Source organism: Arenibacter antarcticus (assembly GCF_041320605.1).
Lineage (GTDB): Bacteria > Bacteroidota > Bacteroidia > Flavobacteriales > Flavobacteriaceae > Arenibacter > Arenibacter antarcticus.
Window position 1 is genome coordinate 887,696 of record NZ_CP166679.1, and the last position, 26,113, is coordinate 913,808.

Below are 26,113 nucleotides of genomic sequence, written 5' to 3' on the forward strand. Positions count from 1 at the left end.
AAAATCACATACTCTTAAAATGAACTCCGGCTAATATTTACCAAGTTTTCAACAAGAAGTCGCAAAACTAAAAATCTTTCGCAAAAACCCTTTCATTAATTGAATTATTCGAACATAAAATATATTTTCCTAACTTAATCCCCATTGAACGTTTCGTTTACATTATAATTCTAAAATAAAATTTAGTGATTTTATTTTAGAAACTATTTTTTCTCTAGGCGATCTTCATAACTAATGCATACGTTTACAGCGAATTACATCCTATTTAAAAGTTTACACAAGCCTTATTAACAAACAATACACTACGTTAACTTGTTGAAAACTGAGAAATGTCATATAATTACAAAAACAGCATGTATAATTTTACGGCGAAATTCAGGCAGGTATGAGTGTTATTTATCTATTATTGGCGCTAAGCATTTTAGTGGCCCTAGTTTTTTTCATTGCATTTATAGTCTCTGTAAGGAGTGGTCAGTATGACGATTCCTATACCCCTTCTGTTCGTATGCTGTTTGAGGACGAACTGGTAAAGGGCGCTTCAAAAAAAGACCCAAAAGAAAAATCTAACCAAATTATTGAAAGTCAAAAATTGTAATTATGGAAGTACAACAATTCTATTACGATAATAAGATCGTAAAAAAATTCCTTTATGCTACTATGTTCTGGGGAATTGTGGGAATGTCAGTCGGGCTCTTGCTCGCCTTTATGTTTCTTTTCCCAAACATTACGGATGGAATATCCTGGTTAAGTTTTGGGCGCTTACGACCACTACATACCAATGCCGTGATTTTTGCTTTCGTGGGAAATGCCATTTTTGCAGGTGTCTACTATTCCACACAGCGTTTGTTAAAGGCAAGGATGTTCAGTGATGGTTTGAGCAAATTTAACTTTTGGGGATGGCAGGCAATTATAGTAGCAGCCGCCATTACGTTGCCTTTGGGATATACTTCCTCCAAGGAATACGCAGAACTAGAATGGCCAATAGATGTGGCAATTGCTGTGGTCTGGGTTGCCTTCGGCTGGAATCTAATTGGCACCATGCTAAGAAGAAGACAGCGACACTTATATGTTGCCATCTGGTTCTATCTCGCCACCTTTGTAACTGTTGCCGTACTTCATATATTTAATAGTTTATCTATTCCAGTAAGCGCCTTTAAAAGTTATTCGGTGTATGCTGGTGTACAGGATGCGCTGGTGCAATGGTGGTACGGTCACAATGCGGTGGCATTCTTCCTGACCACTCCATTTTTGGGATTAATGTATTACTTTATTCCAAAAGCGGCCAATAGACCAATTTACTCCTATAGACTTTCTATTGTCCATTTTTGGTCCTTGATATTTATTTACATCTGGGCAGGTCCACACCACCTTTTGTATTCTTCCTTACCGGAATGGGCACAAAATCTAGGGGTAGCCTTCTCCATTATGTTACTTGCGCCATCTTGGGGTGGTATGATTAACGGATTATTGACCCTTCGAGGAGCATGGGACAAAGTGAGGACAGACCCTGTTCTTAAGTTTATGGTAGTCGCTATTACGGGATACGGGATGGCTACTTTTGAAGGCCCCTTGTTATCCTTAAAGAATGTAAATGCCATTGCCCACTTTAGCGATTGGATTATTGCACACGTACACGTGGGTGCATTGGCATGGAACGGCTTCCTAACTTTTGGTATGATCTATTGGTTAGTACCAAGGATGTTTAAAACAAGACTATATTCTGTTCCCTTAGCCAACTTTCACTTTTGGTTGGGTACTTTGGGAATCATATTATATACATTGCCCATGTATGTTGCTGGATTTACCCAGGCATTAATGTGGAAGGAATTTAATCCTGATGGTACTTTGGTGTACGGAAACTTCCTGGAAACCGTAACCCAGATAATGCCGATGTATTGGATGCGTGCTATTGGAGGCTCCATGTATATAGTGGGGGCCATGGTAATGATCTACAATGTTGTTATAACAATAAGGTCAGGTAGCGAGGTAGAGGACGAATTGGCAGAGGCTGCGGCCCTAACAAGAGTTTCCAAGAAAAGGACTGCAGGTGAGACCTTTCATACTTGGTTAGAACGCAAGCCCATTCAGTTGACTATTCTGGCTACAGTAGCCATCTTAATTGGGGGAATCATTCAAATTGTACCTACTATTTTGGTGAAATCAAATATTCCCACCATCACCAGTGTAAAACCATATACCCCCTTGGAATTAGAAGGTAGAGACCTTTATATTAGGGAAGGTTGCGTAGGCTGCCACTCTCAAATGGTAAGGCCCTTCCGAAGTGAAGTGGAACGATATGGCGAATACTCAAAAGCAGGGGAATTTGTGTACGACCATCCTTTCCTATGGGGAAGTAAACGTACCGGTCCCGATCTTTTAAGGGTGGGCGGAAAATATTCGGACAGCTGGCACTTAAACCATATGTACGATCCACAAAGCACATCCTCTGGCTCCATAATGCCTGCTTATGCTTGGTTGGTTAGAGATGAACTTGACAAAAGCGATATACAAAAAAAGATGGAAGTTATGGTTACTTTGGGGGTACCCTATAGTGAAGATGAAATAACCAACGCTTATGAACATATGGACCAACAGGCGACTCAAATAGAAAAAAACCTATATAGCGACCCTGATTTTGCATCGAGCTACGAGGAGGACAAAAAGTATGCTGCGGAAAATGGGGAAGATTTTATAGAAATGAAAGACCGAGAAATTGTAGCGATGATCGCCTACTTACAGCGTCTGGGAACCGATATTAAAATCAAGGAAACCAACGAGGAAATCTCCCAAAATTAGAAAGTTATGTTCAAATTCGTAAAAGGTTATATGGAAAGTATTGATGGGGTAGCTATCTACCCCATGATATCACTACTGATTTTCTTTGTCTTTTTTACCGTCCTTTTCTGGTGGGTATTTACGGCATCCAAAGAACACATCAAGGAAGTTAGCGAACTGCCGTTAAAAGAAGAGGAATAAAAAATTAGTTAAAGGAACAAAACAACAATTACAACCATAGCAAACCAATTAAAAACAGTTAAAATGAAAAATCACTCACCTTGGTGGATCAGAATTCCGCTAGTTTTCTTTTTAATCTTCGGATTGATGGAATACTTCGTAGACTCGGGAGACAAACCGGCATTTATTGAACATCCTATAACATTGATCTTTATGGGAGTCGTTCTATTTTTATTGGTAGGGATAGAGCTTATCATAAAGTCCGTAGAAAATGTGATGTTCCAAACCTTGTCCCCAGAGGCACAAGAGCGGTATTTGGAAACCAGTTCCAAACAGTGGGAATGGAAATGGGCCAAGAAGCTACGTGAAGATATGATTGGTGAAAAAGCGGTAGCAGAGGAGGGGGAAATAATCCTAGACCATAATTATGATGGAATTCGGGAGCTAGACAATGATCTTCCGCCATGGTGGGTATATCTGTTTTATGCTTCCATTGTCTTTGCCGTTGTATATCTAGCACGTTACCATGTTTTTAACGGAGAAAATCAGGATATGGAGTACGAAAGGGCCGTTGCAGAAGCCCAATTGGAAATTGAAAACTATAAGAAAACCGCCAAAGGCCTTGTAGATGCGAATACGGTAGAATTACTAACCGATGCCTCGGACATTAAAGCTGGCGAAGCGCTTTACACCGCCAATTGTGTGGCTTGCCATATGGCAGATGGAGGCGGGGGAATTGGACCAAACCTAACGGATGAATATTGGATACTAGGAGGAGGAATTAAAAATGTTTTCCATACCATTTCAGAAGGCGGCCGCGCTGGCAAGGGAATGGTGGCCTGGAAGCAAATCCTTAAACCCGCGGAAATGGCCCAAGTAGCCAGTTATATTCTTGAGGAATTAGAGGGTACAACACCGGCGAATCCCAAAGATGCCGAAGGTGAAGTTTGGGTAGAGAGTAAATAAAACATTTCAAGAATTTTTCTAAACAGGTTCTTGGAGTAGATTGTAATAACAGATTGGATGAGGTATCCAAAATTATAATACATTTTTACAAAGATGGCGCAGGACCAAGACAATTTTAGGGATTCTATAGGAACTATAAATGCAGAGGGAAAAAGGGCTTGGGTATTTCCAAAAAAACCCAGCGGTAGGCTGTATGAATATAGAAAGTATGTAAGCTATTTTCTCTTGATATTTTTATTATTGGGTCCATTTATAAAAATAAATGGCAACCAATTTCTAATGTTCAATGTCTTGGAACGCAGGTTTAACATCTTTGGATTTCCGTTCTGGCCCCAAGATTTTTACTTGTTTGTGATCTCCATGATTATTGGAGTTGTTTTTATTTCCCTGTTCACTGTTGCTTTTGGCCGAATTTTCTGTGGTTGGATATGTCCTCAGACCATTTTTATGGAAATGGTATTTAGAAGGATAGAATACTGGATCGATGGTGACCGAGGTGCACAAATTAGGTTGGAAAAACAAGCCTGGAACGCAGATAAAATCAGAAAACGCACCCTGAAGTGGTTTATTTTTTTCGTGATTTCCTTTATCATCGCCAACGTATTTCTCGCCTATTTGATAGGAAGCGATCAGCTGATACAGTATATTAAACAAGGGCCCACGCAACATTTGAGCACCATGGCCTCTCTTCTGATCTTTACCGCAGTATTTTATTTTATCTTCGCTTGGTTTAGGGAACAAGTCTGTATTATTGCCTGCCCCTATGGCCGTATGCAAGGAGTGTTGCTAGACAACAAATCTATTGTTGTGGCCTACGATCACAAACGCGGAGAGAGTGAAAAGGGCAGAAAAAAATTTAGAAAAGGGGAAGATCGGGAAGCTATTGGCCACGGAGACTGTATTGATTGTTTCCAATGTGTAAATGTTTGCCCCACTGGTATAGATATAAGAAATGGGACCCAACTAGAATGTGTTAACTGCACCGCTTGTATTGATGCCTGCGACGATATAATGGAGAAAGTAGATCTACCTAAAGGTTTGATACGCTTCGCCAGTGAGGATAATATTGAGAAAAAGGCCAAGTTTAAGTTTACGCCCCGACTCAAAGGTTATACTGCCGTATTGGTCATCCTTACCGGTTTACTGATTGGGATGCTTTTTTTAAGAAATGATCTGGAAGCCAATATATTAGGACTTCCAGGGCAATTGTACGAGCATAAGGAAGGGAATATTATTAGCAACGTATATACATTTAAATTGGTAAACAAAACCAGTATGGATATTGCCGATGTTAGCTTTAAACTATTATCGCATAAAGGAACCATTAAGCTTGTTAGGCATAATAACTTTACGGTTCCCGCTCAAGAATTGATCGAAGGGACCTTGTTCATCGAAATAAACAATTCCGCCTTGGAAGGCGATAAAAACAAGTTAATGATTGGAGTCTATAGCGGGGAGAATAAAATTGAAACGACCACTGCAAGATTTATGGCACCAAGAAGCTATAAATAAGTAAACCGTATGGACACCATTAACCCTAAAACGGGGATAACAATCACCTCCCAAATTATGGAGAGAAAAGTAATTAGGTAACCTTGAAATCAGCATGACCAAAATCTGGTCTCAAATACGAATGAAGATATGCGAACCTGACTGCCGTCAAGTTCGCATATGACCGTTAAAAATCAATAAATATCTACAAATGAAAATTAATTGGGGAACAGGAATTGTACTAGCATTTATAGGATTCATAAGTTTTATCCTATTTTTTGTAGTGCGAATGGGTATGGACGATAGTACGAATCACGATTTGGTCAGGGAAGATTATTACAAAGCCGAAATTGGATTTCAAAAGGAATTGGACGCCGAAATCAACGCTAACGAAAACAATGTCAATCTTAACATGGTAAGAACACCAGCAGGCATAAAATTAGAATTTCCAAAAGATCTGGATCAAGCAACTATTAAAGGAACTGTGTCCCTTTATAGACCATCTAACAAACAATTGGACTTTGATTTTCCCATTAGTTTGTCTAACAACCATTTAATTATACCCGAAAATCGTTTAGTGGACGGCAGATGGGACCTTAAAGTTTCATGGGAATACAATGGCGAAGCGTATATGTACAAGGAGAAAATTACTCATTAAAAACTCCTATAATTCTACTAGAAAAATAAAAAACAAACCATGTTAGCATCCGCTCTTATATTAGGACTAATGGGGAGCTTTCACTGCGTTGGCATGTGCGGCCCCATTGCTTTTATGCTTCCTGTAGATCATAACAGACCGGGGAAGAAATTGCTACAGGTTTTTCTATACCATTTTGGGAGATTAACCGCCTACGGTATTATAGGACTGGTCTTTGGATTTTTAGGCAAAGGTCTATATGTTTTTGGGCTACAGCAAAAGCTCTCCATTATTATAGGGGTACTAATGATCGCTATAATTCTTATTCCTTATAAAACTTTCAGCAAATACAATCTTTCTAAACCTATTTATGGTCTCTTGTCCAAACTGAAAAATAAAATGGGCAAAGAGTTGAAAAAGAAAAGTGCAGATACCTTTATAACCATTGGTTTCCTAAACGGGTTTTTGCCATGTGGCTTGGTATATATGGCCCTATTTGGCAGTATTGCCACTGCCAACCCATGGTTAGGCGCCCTATTTATGATATTATTTGGATTGGGTACAATCCCCTTAATGACGACCGCCGTCTATTTTGGTAGCATGATAAAAGGTAAGGCCAAAAAATCTGTTCAACGCCTAATCCCTGTATTTGTAGTATTAATTGGTCTTCTTTTTATACTAAGAGGAATGGGACTCGGCATTCCCTATATCTCCCCAGCACCAGTCACAGAAGTAGTCTCAAGCGAGGTGGAGTGCCATTAAAAGCCCCTTCCAATAGCTGTAAATCAAATTTGTGATAGTTGTGAAAATAGTGTAATTTTCTAGTGCTTAGAAATACCCTGTTCATAGACTTTTACAATTTAACTGCACTATGGCCAGTAGCAACCAAACCTTAAACCACTTAAAATGAAGAAAGCCCTACTGATCTGTTATCTTATTTTAAATGCAAGCCTTTTATTTTCACAAGGTGAAAAGATCAACGTAATTGTTTTTGGAGCACATCCCGATGATTGTGATATTGACACGGGTGGCACGGCCATATTACTGGCCAAAATGGGCCACAATGTAAAGTTTGTATCCCTGACCAATGGTGACGCTGGTCATTATGCCATGGGCGGTGGAGAACTTGCCAGGGTTAGGATTGCAGAGGCCAAGGAAGCAGGAAAAAGATTTGGAGTAGCGTACGCAGTATTGGACAACCATGATGGGGAATTGATGCCTACTTTGGAAAATCGTTTAAAAGTGATACGAGAAATTAGAAAATGGAATGCCGATGTGGTTATTGCCCCACGGCCAAATGACTACCATCCGGACCACAGGTATACTGGCGTGTTGGTACAAGATGCAGCCTATATGGTCATTGTTCCCAATGTAGCCCCAGAAGTACCACCACTCAAAAAAAATCCGGTTTTCCTATACTCCGAAGATGGTTTTCAAAAGCCTAGCCCTTTCGAACCCGATATCGCAGTTATTATTGATGAGGTTTTTGACCAAAAGATATATGCCATGTCAGCACATAAATCCCAGTTCTTTGAATGGCTTCCCTGGACCGCCGGCAATTTAGAAAAAGTACCCAAGGAGGATAAGGACAGACTGGAAATGTTGGCCAATTGGAGATCTAAGGCTCCCAATGATGCATTTTTGAAATGTGCAGAAAAATGGTACGGAAATAAAGCCTCCAACGCTAAACACATAGAAGGATTTGAAATATGCGAGTACGGAAAGCAACCCACCGATGAGGAAATAATGAGGCTATTCCCTATGCTTAAAAAATAGTCGAGAACGCAACTATAGTGATTCTTAACTAGTCAAGTATCCTTTTGGTATTTTCGTTATATACTTATTTCAAAACTTCATCGCTACCTCCCAAACCGGTAAAGGACCACTACTAGGAAGATATATTCTCATCGTAAAAATGCGCATCCTCGCTTACTAAAATACAAAATGTTAGTTCGTACAATTCGGAGTCATTGCCTATGGGGCAAAAACCCCAATTTCTTGGGAACTTTACTAAAATAAATTAATGTATTTTTAGACCACTATATTAGATTCCCCTAGAACAGTTATACAGATAAAATACATAATAGTTGGCAGAGGCTGCCTGCCCCAAAAGAAATAAAAACATTAGCACTAAAGATCGTTGAACAAAAATGGAAGTATGGAAATTTTTAGGGGTGTTGGTCATTGCTCAGCTGACTTTTCACTCCAACTATGGTCAACAAAATCCAACTAAACTACCCGAAACAAGCAAGTCCCAATTTTCTATTGGAGTAATCGCCGATTGCCAATATCACCACGAACAAGGAACTGGAATAAGGAAATACGCGAAATCAGAGCAGAAACTAAAGGAATGTGTTGTGCATTTAAATACCATGGATTTAGCCTATACGGTGCATCTGGGTGATTTTATAGATCGGGATTGGGAAAGTTTTGATGTTGTAGGTCCAATCTACAACCATCTGAACATGCCTAAATATCATGTGCTTGGCAACCACGATTTTTCTGTAGTGGATGATAAGAAGAGCGCTGTCTACAAAAAGCTAGGCATGCCCTCCCCCTACTATGATTTTAAAATTAAGGACTGGCGTTTTATAGTGTTAGATGGAAATGACATTAGCTTTCATGCCTATCCAGCCGAGAGCGATGGATACAAAATTGCAGAGAAGTATTATAGGCAAAACCAAATTGAATCCCCTAAATGGAATGGGGCAATAGGACCAACCCAGCTACAATGGCTGAGATCTGTCTTGGATAAGTCGTTACAAGATCAAGAAAAAGTGGTGCTATACTGTCATTTTCCAGTATATCCACTAAACAAACACAATCTTTGGAATGCCGATGAAGTTATTGACATTCTAGAAAGCTATCCACATGTGAAGGCTTACATCAATGGACATAATCATGAGGGTAACTACGGAGTGAAGAATGGAATCCACTATCTTACTTTGCAAGGAATGGTAGACACCGATGAAAATTCATATAGCGTGATAAACATCCACTCCGATTATCTGGAAATAATAGGTTTCGGGAGAGAAGTTAATAGAATACTTACCACCAGCAGGTAGTTTCAGTGCTGTAAGATAGCACCACTTGCATATAAAAACTATGACCCCATAGATTGCTGTTGCAAAAAATAGGACCATATTTTTTTATTTAGGGTCAGTCGCCTTTGTTTTGGACAATACCTTTTAGAATTATGTTTGTTGGACACCATTTTTGTCCATGGAAGAAATTTAACCCTTATAATTTAAAAGTCATTACAGGAATCTTGGAATGATTGGCAAGGTCTTCTCCAATACTCCCCATAAAAAAGCGACTAATTCCCTTTCTCCCGTGGGTGGGAAGTCCAATTATATCTGCATTTCTACTTTCACTAAAGGCCAATATTCCTCTTTCTACAGCATAGTCGTTGTAAATCTCTACCTCCAAACTGGCTTTAGCTTCGTGCAAAAATTGATTAATTTTCCTAAAGGCATCCTTAGTACTTAAAAAGTTATCCCCAGGGGTATTTATATTCACTAAGATAAGTTCTGCTGAAAGTTTATCTGCCAAGGTTTTCGCCTTATGGAAGGCAGGGAGATTTTCAAGCTCAAAATCACAGGCAAAAACAAATCTTCTCACCTCGAAATTCAATATTTCATCTTTAATGATCAAAACAGGAATATTGGCATTTCTGACCATTTTTTCCGCATTAGACCCCACAAATATTTCTTTTAGCCCATCCGATCCATGTGAACCCATAACAATAAGATCTGCATTATGCTTTTCAGCTATAGCGTTTACTTCGCTATACACCTTATAATGCTTTACAATGGGAGTCACTTTTATACCTTTTAGATATGGTTTATTCAAAAACTCACCGAATCTCTTTTCCGTCATTCTTATTAAAAACAAGGCCTGCTGCTGGTGTATTTCTTCGCTATAGGTCATATAGGCATCGGACATTTCCAACATATGTAGCACAAAAATTTCAGAACCGAATTTTTTAGCAATGGATGCCGCTGTTTTAAGGGCAATTTCAGAAGGTCCAGAAAAATCGACTGGTACAATGATTTTTTTCATAAAGACATGTTTTAAACATTAATAATCAACAAAGTTTCCCATTCCCTATCATAACCCCTAAATTGTCATGGAAAACAATCTGGTTTCCGGGGCTTTTCTGTGCAACAAAAGGTCAAAAGCCATACAAATATTACGCACAAATGGCCTTCCTTTCTCGGTTACAACAATCCGTGTAGCGTGTATTTCCAAAAGTCCGTCCTTCTCCATCTCCACCAGTCTTTCCTTTACCCCTAACAGTTCTGGGAATACTTTTTCATTGGTCTCCCAAGAAGTATTAAATCTACACATTAAATTTAATATATGGCTACGGATGATTTTGTCTTCTTCCGTTAATATATGTCCTTTATAAATGGGGATAATATTATTATCTACAAGGTGTTCGTATTCCTCCAAGCCTTTTACATTTTGCGCAAAGCCATCCCAGCTATCACTAATACTGGATACGCCTAGGCTAATCATTACTCGGGTTTTGGAGCTGGTATATCCCATAAAATTCCTATGTAAGCTCCCGTTGTCCATAGCTTTATACAAAGAATCGGATTTTATGGCAAAATGATCCATTCCAATTTCGGAGTAGCCTACCTCTGCCAATAGGGACTTCCCTTTTTCATATTGATTACGTTTTTCATCCGGGGTGGGCAGATCGGAATCTTGGAAACCTCTCTGTCCGTTTCCTTTTAGCCATGGGACATGGGCATAACTATAGAAAGCCAGTCGGTCGGGCATTAGCTCCTTGGTCCGCATGATGGTCTCCTCTACATGGGCCTCTGTCTGAAAAGGCAATCCAAAAATAATATCGTGCCCTACAGAAGTATATCCAATTTCCCTAGCCCATTCTGTGGCATTTTTTACATTTACAAAAGGTTGAATCCTATGAATTGCAATCTGCACCTTCATATTATAATCCTGCACCCCATAACTCACGCGTCTAAAACCAACATCGTAAAGTGCTTGCAAGTGTTCCTTTGTCGTATTATTGGGGTGACCCTCAAAACTAAACTCGTAATTATCAGCTTTATCGGCAGTCTTAAAAATCCCTTTGATCAGTCGGGTTAAATTATCAGGAGAAAAAAATGTTGGAGTACCTCCTCCTAAGTGAAGCTCCTTCACCTTTGGTTTTTCAGGCAGCAACTTACAATAGAGCTCCCATTCCTTTAACACATTGGTTATATAGGGACTTTCTACCTCATGGCGTTTGGTTATCCTTTTATGGCATCCACAAAATGTACATAAACTCTCACAAAAAGGTAAATGAATATAAAGACTGATTCCTTCGGAACTATTACTCTTTATAAAACTTTTAACCAAGGAAGACTCCCATTTTTTACCTGAGAAACCTTCCAAATCCCAATAGGGCACCGTTGGATAACTAGTATATCGAGGTCCAGGTATATTGTATTTCTGAATTAAATTGGCCATGCGCTGATCATTAGTTGATGAATATCACAAAATTAGCTTTCAAAAACCATTTAAAATATGACCCATATCAGGTTTCACATACTACTCTAGATGTGGAAATAGTCTACCGATCTAATTATGCTAATAACAAATACCACCAAATTGTTATAAAAGTGGTTTTCTAACCGACTTTTTTTTTAATAAACTGTTCTGCTATCAAAATTATATTAAAATCCATATTTTTGCAGTCTTAAAAACAGCCAATTATGACATTACTTTTAATGGCTGCCGGTAGCGGTAGCAGATATGGAAAACTTAAACAATTTGATACATTGGGTCCAAAAGAGGAGTTCCTGATGGAATTCAGTATTTATGACGCCCTTAAGAACGGCTTTGAACATATTGTTGCCATAACAAAAAAAGAAAATGTAGACTATCTTAAGGAATATCTTTCCCCGAGATTGCCTAAAAACATTAAGCTGGATGTTCTTGCCCAAGAGATCAACGATTTACCACAAGGGGTAACCTATACTGGGGAAAGAGTGAAGCCTTGGGGTACCGCACACGCTGTATGGACTGCAAGGAACGTAATTTCAGGCCCCTTCGCCATTATAAATGCAGACGATTATTACGGAAAAAATGCGTTTAAAAGTGCATCAGATTTTATAACATCCAATAAAAAGGAGTCTACCTACGGATTGGTCGCCTATACCTTAAAAAATACCTTATCTGAACATGGTTCAGTATCGAGGGGTGTTTGCAAATCAGAAAACAACAAACTGACTGCCATTCACGAGCATATCCAATTACAAAAAACCGAGGATACCATTACAGATTTGGATACAGGAGCCAAATTTAACGGAGAAGAATTGGTAAGCATGAACTTCTGGGTATGTCAACCTTCCATATTTTCCTTTATCACCGGATATTTGACCGACTTTATAAATAATAACGACAATATCGCAAAAGGGGAAATATACCTTCCTTTCGCTATCAAGGAAATGATTAATCAGGACCTTATAGATGTAGATGTACTTCCTTCTGACAGTCAGTGGTTTGGGGTTACTTACGCCAGTGACAAGGAAACTGCCGTTTCAGAATTACAACAAATGACCGCTAAAAATGAATATCCATCTCCAATTTGGGATACTATTTAAAACAATTAATTGATGATAGCAGTCAAGGATACTATGCTCAATAATGTATTGGGCAACTTTAAAATAGACCAAAAAAACTATCAATTCCAGGATATAAACCAGGGGTATATTAACGATACCTATCTGGTACTGGACCAGAATGGACCATTGTACATTTTACAACGGGTTAACCATAATGTTTTTAAGGATATAAAGGGGCTAATGGGGAATATTGCAAATGCCTTCAGCTACCTCATCGATACTGAATACACCCCCATTGCCTTATTGAAAACCCAGGCAGGGGACCCCTATTTTGAAGAAAAAGAAAAAGGGTTCTGGAGATTGATGACTTATATCAACAACACCACGGCTTACGATAATGCAACGGATGTTAACATAGCCTATGAGGCGGGTAAGGTGGTTGGAAAATTTCACCAACTTTTAGCCAAGGCTCCTTTGGATAATTATGTGGATACCATTCCACAATTTCATGACCTTTCTTTACGTGAGGATCAGTTTAACGCTTCCTTAAAATCTGCCAAACCAGAAAAATTGGAAATCGCCAAATCGGCCATTTCCTTTGCCAAGGACACTCTGGAAAAGTTAAAGGTAATTGACAATTCCAAGCTTCCTCAAAGGATCTGCCATAACGACACCAAATTAAACAACATTCTTTTTTCCAAGGAAAGCAATAAGGCCCTTTGCCTAATTGACTTGGATACCATAATGAAAGGATATTTTTACTACGATTTTGGTGATGCCATAAGAACGGTTGCCAATCAGGCTATTGAAGATGAACAGGATCATCGTAAAATTACCTTTGATCGCCTCTTGTTCGAAGCTTTTGTTGACGGTCTAGGAGCAAACGGTCCTTTTTTGCATCACGAAGAATTAAATACTTTGGCCTGGGGAGCAGTATTTATGCCCTTTATTCACGGATTAAGAGCACTTACAGATTATCTGAACGATAATATTTACTACAAGGTTTCTTATGAAAATCAAAATTTAGACCGTTGCCTAAGCCTGTTTCATTTCACGAACAAAGCGCTGCAGGAAGTAGATTATATGGATCAGGTGATAAAGAAAAAGCTAACACCCCTTAACTAAATCATGTCGCGGTGCTACTAGCTTATAATTTTTTGGTAGAATCGCGTACTACTAAACTTGTTTTGATGATTCGGGTGGAGAAATCCTTCCCGGTTCTACCTTCCATTCTTTCTATCAGAGTATTTGCCGCTGTTTCTCCTAGGTAGGTTCCATGTTGGCTGACGGCGGTAAGAGATGGGGTCACATAACGTGACAATTTACCATTGGTAAAACCGATTACGGAAATATCCTCCTGCACCTTATACCCTCTGGCCTTTACTATTCTTAAAACCTCAACGGCGGTAATCTCATCCAGAGCCATAATGCCATCTATCTGTTTGTAGTTCAATAAAAGGGACATCAATAGCTCTAGATCGTCCTTTTTACCCAGCCGAAGTATTAAGCGGTCGTCAAAAGGGATATCAGCTTCACTAAGGGCTTTTTTATATCCATCTACCCGTAACCTACCTACGCTAGATTGGTCAATTGCAGACACTACGGCAAGGGTAGTACAACCTAAGTTTAGAAAGTATTTAGCAGTGCGATACCCTGCCTCATAATCGTCCACCACAACCTTGTCACACAAAACATCATCAGAAACCCTATCGAACATCACCAAGGGAATATGCTCGTCCAATAAATTTTGAAAATGGTCCATCTTGCTTTTGAACTGTGTTTCCTCTGCCATGGAGACAATGATACCATCTACGGTACCACCTCCTAAAAACTCCAGTGTTTTCACCTCTTTTTCATAAGATTCATCACTGATACAACTCAACAGATTATACCCTTTTTCATTCGCCACTTTTTCTATCCCAGAAAAAACCTGGGTGAAAAAATAATTCAGGATATTTGGCACTACCACTCCAATGGTCTTGGTTTTCTTCTGACGTAAATTTAGAGCCAGCTTATTGGGCCGATATTTATTTTCCTTGGCGTACTGTTGAATCTTAGTCTTTAGCCCATAGCTAATTTCATGACTATCATTAATGGCCTTAGAGACTGTAGAAATGGAAACATTAAAAACTTGAGCTATCTCTTTTAAGGTCATTTTCTTCATACGATTACAATATAGCCCAAATTAGACTAAGCCATATCAATGTTGCCAATAGTAGTTAAGCCCTATACCACTCGTTAGGTAAGGGAGGTGCTTTTTATAGTATTAACTTTTACTTAAAATCCCCTCTTATTTCTGTCAATACCGATTCTAGGTTATCCCTACAAAAGCACCCCTCTTTTAAAAAGAGGGGTGTCCAAGGCGTTGGACGGGGAGATTATGCGCGATTAAGTATCCCGAGGTATCAGCATATGCTTGGACTGCTAATCCCTACGTCTTCCTTTAACCAAAGGGAGGAGCAAGAACCCCAATTATCATTTTGTCAAAATTGAAATACCCTAACCTTTAAATATATTGGTTGATAATATTTTCGAACAGCTCTTGTTTTCCACTTTTTAATGTTAGCTCTCCATTTTCTTGGGCCAAACCGTATAAATCCGTAAGACTGAGTTTCCCATTTTCAAACTCCTTGCCTTTTCCTGTATCAAAAGAACTATATCGCTCTTGACGCATTTTATCATATGAGGAAGAAGTAAGGATCCTATCTGCTGTTAACAAGGCTCGTGCAAAGGTATCAGCTCCTCCTATATGGGCATGAAAAATATCGTCCAAATCAGTGGAATTCCTTCTTATTTTGGCATCAAAATTCACACCGCCACCTTGTAGGCCACCAGCCTTTAGAAAAACCAACATGGCTTCTGTGGTTTCTTGGATATTGTTGGGAAATTGATCTGTATCCCATCCATTCTGATAATCCCCTCTATTGGCATCTACACTTCCCAACATTCCTGCTTTAGCAGCTACGGCCAACTCGTGCTGAAAGGTATGCTGTGCTAAGGTGGCGTGATTTACCTCGATATTTATTTTAAAATCTTTATCCAGGCCATATTCCCGTAAAAATCCTATCGCGGTAGCCGTGTCAAAATCGTATTGATGTTTGGTGGGTTCCATAGGCTTGGGCTCAATAAAAAAGGTGCCTTTAAATCCTTGGGAACGGGCATAATCCCTAGCCATAGTTAAAAATTGGGCCATATGATCCAACTCCCTTCCCATATCGGTATTTAAAAGTGACATATACCCTTCCCTTCCGCCCCAGAAGACATAGTTTTCCCCATCTAGGGCTATTGTAGCATCCAAAGCTAATTTTATCTGTCCCCCTGCCCGTGCAACCACATTAAAATCTGGATTGGTTGCAGCCCCGTTCATATATCGGGGATTGGAAAAACAATTGGCAGTACCCCATAGTAATTTTATGCCCGAAGCAGTTTTCTTTTCCTTTATGTAATCGGTAATAATACTCAAACGTTTTTCGGATTCTGAGAAGGTGGCCCCTTCTTGGATAAGGTCAAAATCGTGAAAGCAGAAATAATCGAACCCCATTTTACTAATAAATTCGAAAGCGGCATCGGCTTTATCCTTAGCAGCTTGTATTGGGTCCTTTGCTTGATCCCACTCAAAACGCTGGGTCCCTGGTCCAAAAGGATCTCCTCCCTGCCCGCAGAAGGTATGCCAATAGGCAATAGCAAATTTAAAATGTTCACGCATGGTCTTTCCTGCAACCACCTGTTCTGGATTGTAGTATTTAAAAGCCAGGGGGTTGTCAGATTCTCTCCCTTCAAATTTAATATCCCCAATACCTTTAAAATATTCCTTGTTTCCGATAAATGCCATCTTCTTATTTTTTACTGTTAATACTCATTTCCAGTTCTTCCTTCCAAATATTAAATGCCTTCACGTATGAGGCCTTCTCCTTACTAGGTTTAAAGGTGTGTATATGGTCATTGTTGGTAATATAAGTGCTAAATTTCTCAAATCCACCCTCATATATACCTGCCGCTCGTGCTGCACCGATTGCTCCGGTGGTATCATAGATCTCTATTTCTTGATCTACCAAGCTGGCCAAGGTATTAGAGAAAATTTCCGACCTGAACAGATTATCATTCCCGGCACGCATTGTTTGAATCTCAATCCCGTCCGATCTTAAGATTTCCATGCCATAGGCAAAGGAAAATGCGACGCCTTCTAAGGCTGCCCTACAGATATGTCCTTTATGATGATTATTGAGATTTATATTCAATAATCTAGAGCCTATATCCCTATTGTTCAGCATTCGCTCTGCCCCGTTTCCAAAGGGAATTAAGCAAACCCCATCCGAACCGACAGGAATTTCCTTAGCCAAGGCATTCATCTCCTCATAAGAGCCAACCTCTAAATTGTTCAATAGCCATCGGTACTGTATACCTGCTCCATTAATATTTAACAATTTACCAATTCGGGCTGTGCTTTTGTTGTAGTTTACATGGGCAAAATTGTTCACTCTAGTACTCTCCTTGCCAGAAAGGCTATCCGTAACGGCATATACCACGCCCGAAGTTCCCCCTGTTGCCGCTACTTCCCCAGGGTTAAATACATTTAGGGACAAGGCATTATTAGGTTGGTCACCTGCTCTATACAATATAGGAGTTCCTTTCGCCAAGCCACTTTCCAGAGCTCCTTGCTCATCTACCGTGCACTGGAGACTAAAGGTATCCACAATGTCCGGAATAAAAGAGTTGGGAATACCATAATGCTCCAGTAACAAATTGGCAACTGAATCCTCCTTAAAATCCCATAAGATTCCTTCGGATAGTCCGGAAATAGTAGTATTCATTATTCTAGAGAAACAATAGGCAATATAATCGCCGGGCAGCATTAATTTATGGGCTCTACTGTATAAATCAGCTTCATTCTCCTGTACCCATTTTAATTTAGAAGCCGTAAAATTCGCGGGGGAGTTTAGTAAGCGCGACTTACAGTTTTCTTCCCCTATAGTTGCATAGGCTTTCCGCCCTATTTCCACGGCCCTGCTATCGCACCAGATAATAGCGTTTCTAACTGGTTTACCCTGCTTGTCTAGCAATACCAATCCGTGCATCTGATAGGCTATCCCTATTCCTTTAATCTGATCTTGATGAATATTGAATTTTGCCTTTATGTTTTTAATTCCCGCACAGACATGCCTCCACCAATCTTTGGGATCCTGCTCAGCCCATCCGTTTTTTAAGGCAATAATATCCATTTCAGATTCAGGCTCCTGTACCACCCCTACTTGTTTGCCATTAGCGATTTCAACTAAGGCCACTTTAATGGAAGAGCTTCCAATATCCAATCCCAAATAATACATAAATCACTTTTTTTAAGGGAAAAGCTCCCAATTTGGCAAAACCCAATAGGGTCTCTCAAATATATCAAAAACTAGTTCAATGAGTACTATTTGGGTGGTTGGGAATAAAAAAAATCAAATGCCACCATTTAGTGAATCCTCATTAAAATGAAGTCAATTACTTATAATTCAGACTGTTGCATTGTTTTAGTGAGAGTGCAAAACTTTTCGAAAACGGTTTCGTAAAATAGGGAAGTGTATAGCGTTATTCCAAAAACTCATGAATAGATTTGCAGGCATCAACCGATACGATATTATTTTTTTTTGTTGACTAGGCCTTTCGTAAATTCATTTAGGGTTTCCACTTTTTCTTCGAAATCACCTTTAATCGTTTTTCGAAATTCGTTCAGATTTTTCACCAGGTCATCTATATTTTCCGGAATTACATCCTCAAAGAATTGCCGTAGACGCTTGGCAGTGGTAGGGGATTTTCCATTGGTGGAGATGGCAACTTTTACATTGCCTTTGGTAACGATACCGCCCATATAAAAATCACAATAAGGAGGATTATCCGCAACATTCACCAAAATATGCCTTTCCCGACAATCATGATATATCTGTTGATTCACTTCTGTCTTATCGGTTGTAGCGATCACCATATGCCTGCCTTGCAAATAGCTATTGTTATAGGAGTCCTTGGTTATTTTTACCTGATGATTTTGTGCGAGTTCCAAAGTTGCATCCAAAAAATGGGGTGCAACCATTTCTACTGTAGCATGGGGGCTCGATTTCAACATAAAGGTCAGTTTTTCTAATCCAACATTCCCCCCCCCAATAATTAGTATGTTAAGCTGGGAAACCTTTAAAAAAATAGGGTATAATTCGTTCCTTTCCATAGTAAATCTCTAAGAAGGGGTTTAGGCTTCTAAATTAAAATAAGGGCACATTCAAAAAATCAGTCAATTCCCTCTAGGCGAACCCATGAGGTATGGAATGAAAACTATCATTGAAATTTGGACGCAAGCGTGGGCGCATTCAAATCTCACTTAGTGCGTAAATGGGATAATTAACTTCACCATCTTACTTCCATCAAATTGTCCCTTTCCCCAAAGATAGCGTACAAATGGAAAATAACTCTTAAGATTTGGGTGAATTCTTCAGAAGCTAGACCCGTTTTATAGCATCAAGCAATCACATTAAAGTCGGAAAGAAATCCCTAAGGTTAAATTAGAAACTCCAAAACCAACTTCCGCAAAGGCTCCAAAATTATCCGTAAAATACCATCTACCCCCAACAAAGGCGGTTGCTCCCAATTCGTTTCCATAAGTACCCTTTGCGCTATAGCTCGTATCGTAGGACAGGATATTATAAGACAGCATAGCGCCACCATAAACATCTAGATTTTCTACCTCCAAACCATTAAAATGATAAGCTCCTCTAACCCCTATTATGGTATAGTTCCACTTATCGTCATTGTCATATTTATAGGATTTATGACCTAGATACCCTCCTAAACTAACCACTCCAGGACCGGGAACATCCCATACTCCATGCTCATAACTAGCGCTTATGGAAGGATTTTGGCTAGGTGAACCAAAGGGTTCAAAATGTCCTCCAAACCCAAACCCGACGTTGATTACATTGGATCCCTGGTTAAATTCTTGCGCAATGGCCATTGAGCTGGTAAATAGTGCTATAACAATATAAATAAACGACTTCCTCATTGTTCTATTTTTAGGTTGAAATCCAGTAAATACGGGAATTTACGGCGAAGATAACAAAAATTTAAGCCGATATTGTAACATCTAGAAAACACTATGCCTATAGAATTATTACGTCACTATTTATAGCCCAGCCGTTACAAAAAGATTTTAAAAGTTCATAGTGGTTTTATAAAAAAAATAGACAGCTCCACAAACACTATTGTGTCTGCGAAGCTGCCGTTAAATTACATAAAGACAAGAATTACTCCTAGGAGTCTTAGTCTCTTATTTGTCCATTTCCGTACACGTAGTACTTATTAGTCACTAGTTGCTCCAAGCCCAATGGCCCCCTGTGATGCAACTTATCCGTACTGATGGCCAATTCTGCACCTACACCCATTTGTCCGCCATCGGTAAACCGTGTGGAGGCATTGTGATACACTGCAGCACTATCCACTTGGTCCATAAACTCCCCGGCCATATCTTGATCTTTGGTCATAATGGTTGCCGAATGGCCCCCGGAGTATTTATTGATAAGACCAATGGCCTCCTCCATATTTCCAACTGAACCAACAACACATTTCATAGCCAAGAACTCTTCATACCAGATGGCTTCATCCTTAATTTGTTCATTGTCTTTAAGAATATTGGAAGCTGATTTATCGACCAAAACAGAGACACCGTGTGAATTTAAGACTTCGTTCAGCTCTTTCATTTTAGTGGCATAATCGTCGATATTGGCATTCACCAAAATTTTATCCAAGGCGTTGCAGGCCGAAATCTTTTCGATTTTGGCATTGAGGATGACTTTAATACTATTTGCCCAATCGGCCGTCTGGTCCACATATAAAAAATTGTTTCCACGTCCGCTCACCAATACCGCACATTTGGCATGTTCCTTCACAAAGGCAATCAAACGCTCACCACCACGTGGTACGATCAAGTCTAATTTTTCCGTAGGATTTCTTAAAAACTCCTGCGTTTCCTCCCTGTTCATATGGAGTAATTTGATCCAATCTTTATCTAGCCCGTTTTCTTCCAAGGCTTGATGCCAACATGCTTCTAGGGCCAAATTACTATGAATGGCTTCCTTACCGCCTTTCAGCAATATTTTATTATTGGCTTTAAATGCCAAGACCGCCGCTTCTATGGTTACATCCGGTCTGGACTCATAAATAATCATAATGGTTCCGAAGGGTGCGGTTTTGTTTTGGATCTTAAGTCCATTTTCTAGCACCCGCTCCGATTTAATCTTACCCACTGGATCCTCTTGTTGGAGAATCTCATCAATGGCCCCAATCATGCTATCTACTTTTTTTTCGTCTACTATGAGTCGATCGTACATGGCTCTATCGGATTTATCAAAAAGATCTAGGTCTTTTTTATTTGCAGCTATAATTTCATTTTTACTGCCATCCAATATCCGCATCATGGACTGTAATACCTTATTTTTAATTTCTGTATTTAACAATTTCATTTTATAGGTATATTTTTTAATTTCTTTCCCTTATAACGTAATCTTGGTCCCCACACTTTTTCCTTCCATAATATCCAATATCACTCTTTTTCTTTTACCGTTTGCAATATAAGTGGGTATATTTTTGGAGGCGGTCTGTTTTGCGATATTTAATTTGGAACCCATACCTCCCTTACCTTCGGCTTCGCCCTTGGCAATGGTCTGAATATATTTCTCCACATCTTGATCTACGCTAACGTTTTTTATGACCTCGGTGCCCTTTGCATCGGGATGTCCCGAATAGAGACCATCCGTATCTGTAAGGATGATCAACTTATCTGCCTTGGTAAGCTCAGCAACCAGACTGGCAAGCTCATCGTTATCGGAGAACATGGATTTGGTAAGGGAAACGGCATCATCCTCATTAGCGATTGGCACCACTCCTTCGGATAATAATCCCTCATAGCAATTCACCATATTATCCCTGTGGTTTCCTGGGTTAAAATCGCGTTTAGTTGCCAAAACCTGGGCGCATTTCATTCCATAATCTTGAAAAATATTATAATAATGGCGCATCATCCTTGGTTGTCCAATGGCAGAAAAAACCTGCCGTCTTGTTGCCGTATCGGTTAATGTGCTTTCTCCCATCACTTCCATTCCCGCTATTACGGAACCAGAAGACACTAGAATGGACATTATATTACGTTCGTACAATTCTGCTATCTGCCATACCAAATGATCAAGGACAGGCTTCACTATCCTATTGTCCTTATTAGTCATTACATTGGTACCTACTTTAATAACTACTCTTTGATTATACATTTTATTTTTCTTTTCCTAGTTCGACCGCTCTATTAAAGGCGGAATAAGCTGCTTCTTTTATAAGTTCCTTTACATTATTATCTTCCATAGAATCTAATGCGGCCCTAGTGGTCCCTCCTTTAGAGGCCACTCTTTCCATCCATGAATTGGGAGAAAGGTCCGACTGGTTAAAGAGCTCTACCGCCCCCTCAAAGGTCTTGCTTACCAAAACCTTGCTATCATTTGCGGAAAAGCCCATTTTCAAGGCTGCTTCCATCATACTTTGCATAAAATAAAAAACATATGCCGGACCACTTCCTGAAATTCCAGTGGAAGCATCAATAAAGTTTTCGGAACTCACAAAAATAGATTTTCCGGTAGTATCCAATAAACTTTCAATGGTCAAAAGCTCTATCCTGGAAACCTCCTTGGAGGCGGTATAGGAGGTGACCCCTTTTCCGATCTGTGCCGGGAGGTTTGGCATGGCTCTAACAATCTTTTGCACTCCCAGAGCTTCCTGCATAGTATTTATGGTAACCCCCGCCATTATCGAGATTATTATCTGCTCTTTATTTATCAGTTTTTTTATTTTCTTAAAAAGGTCTTCACTATGGAAAGGTTTCACCGCAAGAAAAATTAAATCTGCTTTTGGAAGACATTCTTCCAAATTATCATAAACCTCGAAATGTGAAATCTTTTTTAAAGACGTGGTTTTTTCCGGGGAATTATCCAAGATCATTAAATTTCTCTTTTTTAGAAGTTTTGATTTTGACATAGACTCCGCATAGGTCAACCCCATGTTACCCGCCCCAATTACTAATACTCTCATGTAATAATTTTAGTTAATACTATTTACACTACCATAATGCACAAAAATGATGCGAAACCCTAGGCTTAGCGATAGATTTTATCTGTAGTAACTTCATTCACATAGGAAAAATCTATACGCTGGGCGTAGCTACCACTCTGATTGGGAAGAGGAATTATGTAAAATAGAGATAAATTTAAAGGAATATTCAAATCAGACACCATAATCGAATTCTATATGCCGACATAATGGCAATTACTAAGATTTTATTGAGCTAATATTCTAATTCTGGCACAAAACCAAGGGGTGATTTGCCGTAAATTGCATGTAAACCAGCTTTCCACAACACAACTAGAATAGGGAACGAAAAATTAAATGGACCCGATTTTGACACTGCAGTACGACCATTCCATCCTTATATAAGGGGTATACTTCTTAACTACAAGAAAACGCTTAGGTAGGGAAAGTCGATTTCTTTTCAGTGAGAAAGGAGGAGATATACTGATACACATTTTCCTTCATCACCTTAATCAATCAATCCAAATGCCCTTGGCAACCATAAGGATAACTCCGGAAAATAGGTGAGCATCATTAAAACACCTACCATTGCCCCCAGCAGTGGCATTAGCGGTTTAATTACTTTAACCACCGGTACTTTGGCCACCCCGCTACCCACAAACAATAAGGTTCCTACAGGTGGTGTACATATTCCAATACATAAATTTAAGACTATTACCATTCCAAATTGCACTGGATGCATGCCCAAGGCCATCACCACAGGTAGAAAAATAGGGGTAAAAATAAGAACGGCTGGGGTCATATCCATAAAGGTACCCACTACCAACAAGGTAATATTGATAAAAAGTAGCACCAATAAAGGGTTTTTCACCGATTCCAATAAAAAGCCTGTTAAGGATTGTGGAATGGATTCGAATGAAAACAACCAGGACATGGCCATGGAAGTAGCTATCAGAAACATAACAATAGCTGTAGTCCTGGCACTACGCAATAGGATAGGCCTAAAATCGGAAAATTTAAGTTCCCGATTAATAAAACCCAGTAAAACAGCGTAAACCACGGCAATGGCAGCCGCTTCCGTAGCCGTAAAAATCCCAGCTACTATACCTCCAACCACAATAACTAATAGGGTTAGGCTTAATATGGCATTTTTAAAATCGCGAAACAACTTTTTAAAACTGACACGCTTCTCCTTTGGTAATCCTTTCCTTAACGCATAGACATAAACTACGCCCATAATAGCCAGCCCTACCAATATACCAGGAATATAACCAGCAATAAATAAGGCAGCCACTGAAGCGGTACCACCACTAGCCAAAGCAAAAATGATCAATACATTACTAGGTGGAATCAACAGGCCGGTCGTAGAGGAACTAATATTTACGGCTGCACTGAACTCCCTTGGATAACCGTCTTTTACCATTTTTTCTGTCAATGTACTTCCTATTGCAGAGGCAGCTGCAATAGCGGATCCCGATATGGCTCCAAATAACATTGCAGAAATGATATTTACATAGGCGAGACCTCCTGGAAGGCTTCCGATCAGTGATTTAGCAAACTCAATCAACCGATTGGCAATGCCCCCCCTGTTCATTATCTCCCCCGCCAAAATAAAAAACGGAATGGCCAAAAGGGCAAAATTATCGATACCCGTGGTCATTCTTTGACTTATGGTAGTAGTGGCCGGCAAATAGGGAATATTGATCAATAAGGTAAGAGTAGTGGCTATTCCAATAGAATAAGCCACGGGAACCCCATAGGCCAACAGCCCCATAAAGCTGACAAATAATACCAGGATACTTATGGTCTCAATACTCATTGTGGTTGGGGTTAAAGGTTATTTTGATATGATAAATGGAAAAGAATATTATGATGAGACCACAAATGGGTACTATAGCATAGACAAACCCCAGGGGAACTAATAAGGCAGGTGACAATTGCCCCAATTTTAGGGTGATATAGACCAAATTTCCACCGCCGATCACCATCACTCCAAGGGCGAAAATGGCCATAAAGATCTGAATGACCTTATTTCTTTTATGCTGTCGCTTTTGAGGGAGTTTGGTCAGTAAAAAATCCATGGAAAGATGCCCTTCCCTTTGTCCGTTTATATAAGCCGCGCCTAGCACAGTTAACCAGATTAGAGAAAAGCGGGCAAATTCTTCGGTAAAAGAACTGGATTGCCCTACTACGTATCTAGAAATCACTTGCCATACTACATCTAGTACCAATAAACTAAATATAAGCACAAGCATTCCCTCAATGGTCTTGTTTAAAATTTTATAGGTGGTCTGCATTAATAGTCATTAATTTGGTCGATTATTTTTTTCATTATGGGGTCTTTCATCAGCTCTTCCAAGATGGGTTTTGTTTTGGATATAAAGGGACTTTTATCGGGGGTATAGATCTCTACATTGGCATTCTTTAAGACTTCCATATTTTCTTTGACCGTCTCTCTCCAAAACACCTTTTGTTTTGCAACACTTTCATCAGCAGCGGCTTGCAACCATTCTTTTTCTATATCGCTCAGGGTATCCCAAAATTTAGTTCCCACCACTACAACATCGGGGGTCATGGTATGTTCATCAACGGTATAGAATTTACATATTTCATAGTGGTTGGAAGTTACAAAGGAAGGTATGTTATTTTCGGCACCATCTACCACCCGTTGCTGCAGGGCGGTATATAGTTCCCCGTAAGCCATAGGCGTAGCAGATCCTCCAAGATCATTGACCATATTTACAGCCATTTGATCGTTCATTACCCTTATTTTTTTTCCCTTTAGATCCTCCGGTGTCTTTATAAAACCGTCCAAGGTGTAGAAACTTCTAGCTCCAGCATCATAAAAACAGAGTCCCCGAAGTAGGTATTCGCTACCGCCTTCCAAAATTTTCTTGCCTACCTCTCCTTCTAAAACACTGAACATATGGTCCGAATCCCTAAACAAGTAAGGAATCCCTAACACTTTGTATTCCGGCGCAAAACTGGACATAGAGGCAGCGCTTACCTTGGTCATGGCGACACTTCCTATCTGTAAAAGCTCTAACATCTCTCTTTCCGATCCCAATTGGCCATCAGGAAAAATTTTAATCTGAAGTTTTCCCCCAGACTTCTCCTTAAGGGTCTCTTGCATGGAAAGAATTCCTTTATGCACTGGATGGGTAATAGGAAGGGAATGCGCGAAAAATAATGTTTTATGAGAGGCCCTTTCAGAACAAGAGATAATAAAAAGGCAAGCCACAGCCCATATCACTCCCAATAATTTTCGTTTTACGTTTTTAAATTCCCGCATATATTTTTATTATTACTTTTCTAAAGATAACAACCTTAGCGTTTTAATTCTATAAAATCACTAAAACCCTCTTTAATAGAACAGCTAGCCCTCTTTTTTTGAAAT

The 26,113-nt window shown here is 39.5% G+C and carries 24 protein-coding genes; 11 read left to right on the forward strand and 13 right to left on the reverse strand.

Annotated features, from left to right (window positions below):
• Window positions 1-385 precede the first annotated feature (385 nt).
• The 9 genes from ccoS (at window position 386) to KCTC52924_RS03790 (ending at window position 9,114) form a co-directional block, all read left to right on the forward strand.
• Entirely contained in the window at window positions 386-595 is a 210-nt protein-coding gene (gene ccoS / locus KCTC52924_RS03750) for a cbb3-type cytochrome oxidase assembly protein CcoS (RefSeq protein ID WP_251807150.1), read from the forward strand.
• A gap of 2 nt (window positions 596-597) precedes the next feature.
• Window positions 598-2,796, forward strand: coding sequence for a cytochrome-c oxidase, cbb3-type subunit I (ccoN, locus tag KCTC52924_RS03755; protein ID WP_251807149.1), 2,199 nt, complete (start codon window positions 598-600; stop codon window positions 2,794-2,796).
• A 6-nt stretch (window positions 2,797-2,802) separates the two neighbouring features.
• Window positions 2,803-2,976: a CcoQ/FixQ family Cbb3-type cytochrome c oxidase assembly chaperone gene (locus KCTC52924_RS03760; RefSeq protein WP_251807148.1), complete on the forward strand. Its 174-nt coding sequence runs from the start codon at window positions 2,803-2,805 to the stop codon at window positions 2,974-2,976.
• 63 nt (window positions 2,977-3,039) lie between these two features.
• On the forward strand, window positions 3,040-3,921 hold the full coding sequence (locus KCTC52924_RS03765; RefSeq protein WP_251807147.1) for a cbb3-type cytochrome c oxidase N-terminal domain-containing protein: 882 nt from the start codon (window positions 3,040-3,042) through the stop codon (window positions 3,919-3,921).
• 93 nt (window positions 3,922-4,014) lie between these two features.
• A complete protein-coding gene (gene ccoG, locus KCTC52924_RS03770) occupies window positions 4,015-5,433 on the forward strand; it encodes a cytochrome c oxidase accessory protein CcoG (protein ID WP_251807146.1) in 1,419 nt (472 codons plus the stop codon).
• A 190-nt stretch (window positions 5,434-5,623) separates the two neighbouring features.
• Window positions 5,624-6,070 (forward strand): FixH family protein, encoded by a 447-nt coding sequence (locus tag KCTC52924_RS03775; protein ID WP_251807144.1) that lies wholly within the window; start codon window positions 5,624-5,626, stop codon window positions 6,068-6,070.
• Between the two features lie 39 nt (window positions 6,071-6,109).
• Entirely contained in the window at window positions 6,110-6,811 is a 702-nt protein-coding gene (locus KCTC52924_RS03780; RefSeq protein ID WP_251807142.1) for a sulfite exporter TauE/SafE family protein, read from the forward strand.
• A gap of 144 nt (window positions 6,812-6,955) precedes the next feature.
• Window positions 6,956-7,825, forward strand: a complete 870-nt coding sequence (locus tag KCTC52924_RS03785; RefSeq protein ID WP_251807141.1) for a PIG-L deacetylase family protein — start codon at window positions 6,956-6,958, stop codon at window positions 7,823-7,825.
• Between the two features lie 374 nt (window positions 7,826-8,199).
• The gene (locus tag KCTC52924_RS03790) at window positions 8,200-9,114 is read left to right on the forward strand and encodes a metallophosphoesterase (RefSeq protein WP_251807139.1); all 915 of its coding nucleotides are present in this window, start codon (window positions 8,200-8,202) and stop codon (window positions 9,112-9,114) included.
• A 175-nt stretch (window positions 9,115-9,289) separates the two neighbouring features.
• On the opposite strand, the gene KCTC52924_RS03795 is transcribed toward KCTC52924_RS03790, so the two are convergent.
• Both KCTC52924_RS03795 and hemN read right to left on the reverse strand, forming a co-directional pair.
• The gene (locus KCTC52924_RS03795; protein ID WP_251807137.1) at window positions 9,290-10,111 is read right to left on the reverse strand and encodes a universal stress protein; all 822 of its coding nucleotides are present in this window, start codon (window positions 10,109-10,111) and stop codon (window positions 9,290-9,292) included.
• Window positions 10,112-10,168: 57 nt separating this feature from the next.
• Window positions 10,169-11,530 (reverse strand): oxygen-independent coproporphyrinogen III oxidase, encoded by a 1,362-nt coding sequence (hemN, locus tag KCTC52924_RS03800; protein ID WP_251807135.1) that lies wholly within the window; start codon window positions 11,528-11,530, stop codon window positions 10,169-10,171.
• 245 nt (window positions 11,531-11,775) lie between these two features.
• Here hemN and KCTC52924_RS03805 point away from each other — a divergent pair, with 245 nt between their 5' ends.
• Together KCTC52924_RS03805 and KCTC52924_RS03810 are read left to right on the forward strand one after the other, a co-directional pair.
• Window positions 11,776-12,666, forward strand: coding sequence for a sugar phosphate nucleotidyltransferase (locus tag KCTC52924_RS03805; protein WP_251807134.1), 891 nt, complete (start codon window positions 11,776-11,778; stop codon window positions 12,664-12,666).
• A 12-nt stretch (window positions 12,667-12,678) separates the two neighbouring features.
• Window positions 12,679-13,752, forward strand: coding sequence for a phosphotransferase enzyme family protein (locus KCTC52924_RS03810; protein ID WP_251807132.1), 1,074 nt, complete (start codon window positions 12,679-12,681; stop codon window positions 13,750-13,752).
• A gap of 22 nt (window positions 13,753-13,774) precedes the next feature.
• Here KCTC52924_RS03810 and KCTC52924_RS03815 read toward each other — a convergent pair whose 3' ends face one another.
• The 11 genes from KCTC52924_RS03815 to KCTC52924_RS03865 all read right to left on the reverse strand — a co-directional run bounded on the left by KCTC52924_RS03815 (window position 13,775) and on the right by KCTC52924_RS03865 (window position 26,008).
• Window positions 13,775-14,791 carry a LacI family DNA-binding transcriptional regulator gene (locus KCTC52924_RS03815; RefSeq protein ID WP_251807130.1) on the reverse strand — a complete coding sequence of 339 codons (1,017 nt, stop codon included), beginning with the start codon at window positions 14,789-14,791 and terminating at the stop codon, window positions 13,775-13,777.
• A 342-nt stretch (window positions 14,792-15,133) separates the two neighbouring features.
• The gene (gene xylA / locus KCTC52924_RS03820) at window positions 15,134-16,459 is read right to left on the reverse strand and encodes a xylose isomerase (RefSeq protein WP_251807128.1); all 1,326 of its coding nucleotides are present in this window, start codon (window positions 16,457-16,459) and stop codon (window positions 15,134-15,136) included.
• Between the two features lie 4 nt (window positions 16,460-16,463).
• Window positions 16,464-17,951 (reverse strand): xylulokinase, encoded by a 1,488-nt coding sequence (locus KCTC52924_RS03825; protein WP_251807126.1) that lies wholly within the window; start codon window positions 17,949-17,951, stop codon window positions 16,464-16,466.
• Window positions 17,952-18,244: 293 nt separating this feature from the next.
• Window positions 18,245-18,826, reverse strand: a complete 582-nt coding sequence (locus KCTC52924_RS03830) for a bifunctional precorrin-2 dehydrogenase/sirohydrochlorin ferrochelatase (RefSeq protein ID WP_251807125.1) — start codon at window positions 18,824-18,826, stop codon at window positions 18,245-18,247.
• A 300-nt stretch (window positions 18,827-19,126) separates the two neighbouring features.
• Window positions 19,127-19,654, reverse strand: a complete 528-nt coding sequence (locus KCTC52924_RS03835) for a hypothetical protein (protein ID WP_251807123.1) — start codon at window positions 19,652-19,654, stop codon at window positions 19,127-19,129.
• 256 nt (window positions 19,655-19,910) lie between these two features.
• Window positions 19,911-21,131 (reverse strand): glutamate-5-semialdehyde dehydrogenase, encoded by a 1,221-nt coding sequence (locus KCTC52924_RS03840; protein ID WP_353057485.1) that lies wholly within the window; start codon window positions 21,129-21,131, stop codon window positions 19,911-19,913.
• Between the two features lie 9 nt (window positions 21,132-21,140).
• Window positions 21,141-21,911 carry a glutamate 5-kinase gene (gene proB, locus KCTC52924_RS03845; protein ID WP_251807119.1) on the reverse strand — a complete coding sequence of 257 codons (771 nt, stop codon included), beginning with the start codon at window positions 21,909-21,911 and terminating at the stop codon, window positions 21,141-21,143.
• Window position 21,912: 1 nt separating this feature from the next.
• Window positions 21,913-22,719, reverse strand: coding sequence for a pyrroline-5-carboxylate reductase (gene proC / locus KCTC52924_RS03850; RefSeq protein ID WP_251807118.1), 807 nt, complete (start codon window positions 22,717-22,719; stop codon window positions 21,913-21,915).
• Between the two features lie 505 nt (window positions 22,720-23,224).
• Window positions 23,225-24,535 (reverse strand): TRAP transporter large permease, encoded by a 1,311-nt coding sequence (locus KCTC52924_RS03855; RefSeq protein WP_251807116.1) that lies wholly within the window; start codon window positions 24,533-24,535, stop codon window positions 23,225-23,227.
• Window positions 24,525-25,013: a TRAP transporter small permease gene (locus tag KCTC52924_RS03860; protein WP_251807115.1), complete on the reverse strand. Its 489-nt coding sequence runs from the start codon at window positions 25,011-25,013 to the stop codon at window positions 24,525-24,527. Before KCTC52924_RS03860 ends, KCTC52924_RS03855 begins: the two co-directional genes overlap by 11 nt.
• Window positions 25,013-26,008: a TRAP transporter substrate-binding protein gene (locus tag KCTC52924_RS03865; RefSeq protein WP_251807114.1), complete on the reverse strand. Its 996-nt coding sequence runs from the start codon at window positions 26,006-26,008 to the stop codon at window positions 25,013-25,015. The genes KCTC52924_RS03860 and KCTC52924_RS03865 overlap by 1 nt, the downstream gene beginning before the upstream one ends.
• Window positions 26,009-26,113 lie beyond the last annotated feature (105 nt).

What these genes read in the sequence shown, in the direction of transcription:
- ccoS (WP_251807150.1), top strand. Translation starts at nt 386, where the DNA reads ATGAGTGTTATTTATCTATTATTGGCGCTAAGCATTTTAGTGGCCCTA.
- ccoN (WP_251807149.1), top strand. Translation starts at nt 598, where the DNA reads ATGGAAGTACAACAATTCTATTACGATAATAAGATCGTAAAAAAATTC.
- KCTC52924_RS03760 (WP_251807148.1), top strand. Translation starts at nt 2,803, where the DNA reads ATGTTCAAATTCGTAAAAGGTTATATGGAAAGTATTGATGGGGTAGCT.
- KCTC52924_RS03765 (WP_251807147.1), top strand. Translation starts at nt 3,040, where the DNA reads ATGAAAAATCACTCACCTTGGTGGATCAGAATTCCGCTAGTTTTCTTT.
- ccoG (WP_251807146.1), top strand. Translation starts at nt 4,015, where the DNA reads ATGGCGCAGGACCAAGACAATTTTAGGGATTCTATAGGAACTATAAAT.
- KCTC52924_RS03775 (WP_251807144.1), top strand. Translation starts at nt 5,624, where the DNA reads ATGAAAATTAATTGGGGAACAGGAATTGTACTAGCATTTATAGGATTC.
- KCTC52924_RS03780 (WP_251807142.1), top strand. Translation starts at nt 6,110, where the DNA reads ATGTTAGCATCCGCTCTTATATTAGGACTAATGGGGAGCTTTCACTGC.
- KCTC52924_RS03785 (WP_251807141.1), top strand. Translation starts at nt 6,956, where the DNA reads ATGAAGAAAGCCCTACTGATCTGTTATCTTATTTTAAATGCAAGCCTT.
- KCTC52924_RS03790 (WP_251807139.1), top strand. Translation starts at nt 8,200, where the DNA reads ATGGAAGTATGGAAATTTTTAGGGGTGTTGGTCATTGCTCAGCTGACT.
- KCTC52924_RS03795 (WP_251807137.1), bottom strand. Translation starts at nt 10,111, where the DNA reads ATGAAAAAAATCATTGTACCAGTCGATTTTTCTGGACCTTCTGAAATT.
- hemN (WP_251807135.1), bottom strand. Translation starts at nt 11,530, where the DNA reads ATGGCCAATTTAATTCAGAAATACAATATACCTGGACCTCGATATACT.
- KCTC52924_RS03805 (WP_251807134.1), top strand. Translation starts at nt 11,776, where the DNA reads ATGACATTACTTTTAATGGCTGCCGGTAGCGGTAGCAGATATGGAAAA.
- KCTC52924_RS03810 (WP_251807132.1), top strand. Translation starts at nt 12,679, where the DNA reads ATGATAGCAGTCAAGGATACTATGCTCAATAATGTATTGGGCAACTTT.
- KCTC52924_RS03815 (WP_251807130.1), bottom strand. Translation starts at nt 14,791, where the DNA reads ATGAAGAAAATGACCTTAAAAGAGATAGCTCAAGTTTTTAATGTTTCC.
- xylA (WP_251807128.1), bottom strand. Translation starts at nt 16,459, where the DNA reads ATGGCATTTATCGGAAACAAGGAATATTTTAAAGGTATTGGGGATATT.
- KCTC52924_RS03825 (WP_251807126.1), bottom strand. Translation starts at nt 17,951, where the DNA reads ATGTATTATTTGGGATTGGATATTGGAAGCTCTTCCATTAAAGTGGCC.
- KCTC52924_RS03830 (WP_251807125.1), bottom strand. Translation starts at nt 18,826, where the DNA reads ATGGAAAGGAACGAATTATACCCTATTTTTTTAAAGGTTTCCCAGCTT.
- KCTC52924_RS03835 (WP_251807123.1), bottom strand. Translation starts at nt 19,654, where the DNA reads ATGAGGAAGTCGTTTATTTATATTGTTATAGCACTATTTACCAGCTCA.
- proB (WP_251807119.1), bottom strand. Translation starts at nt 21,911, where the DNA reads ATGTATAATCAAAGAGTAGTTATTAAAGTAGGTACCAATGTAATGACT.
- proC (WP_251807118.1), bottom strand. Translation starts at nt 22,719, where the DNA reads ATGAGAGTATTAGTAATTGGGGCGGGTAACATGGGGTTGACCTATGCG.
- KCTC52924_RS03855 (WP_251807116.1), bottom strand. Translation starts at nt 24,535, where the DNA reads ATGAGTATTGAGACCATAAGTATCCTGGTATTATTTGTCAGCTTTATG.
- KCTC52924_RS03860 (WP_251807115.1), bottom strand. Translation starts at nt 25,013, where the DNA reads ATGCAGACCACCTATAAAATTTTAAACAAGACCATTGAGGGAATGCTT.
- KCTC52924_RS03865 (WP_251807114.1), bottom strand. Translation starts at nt 26,008, where the DNA reads ATGCGGGAATTTAAAAACGTAAAACGAAAATTATTGGGAGTGATATGG.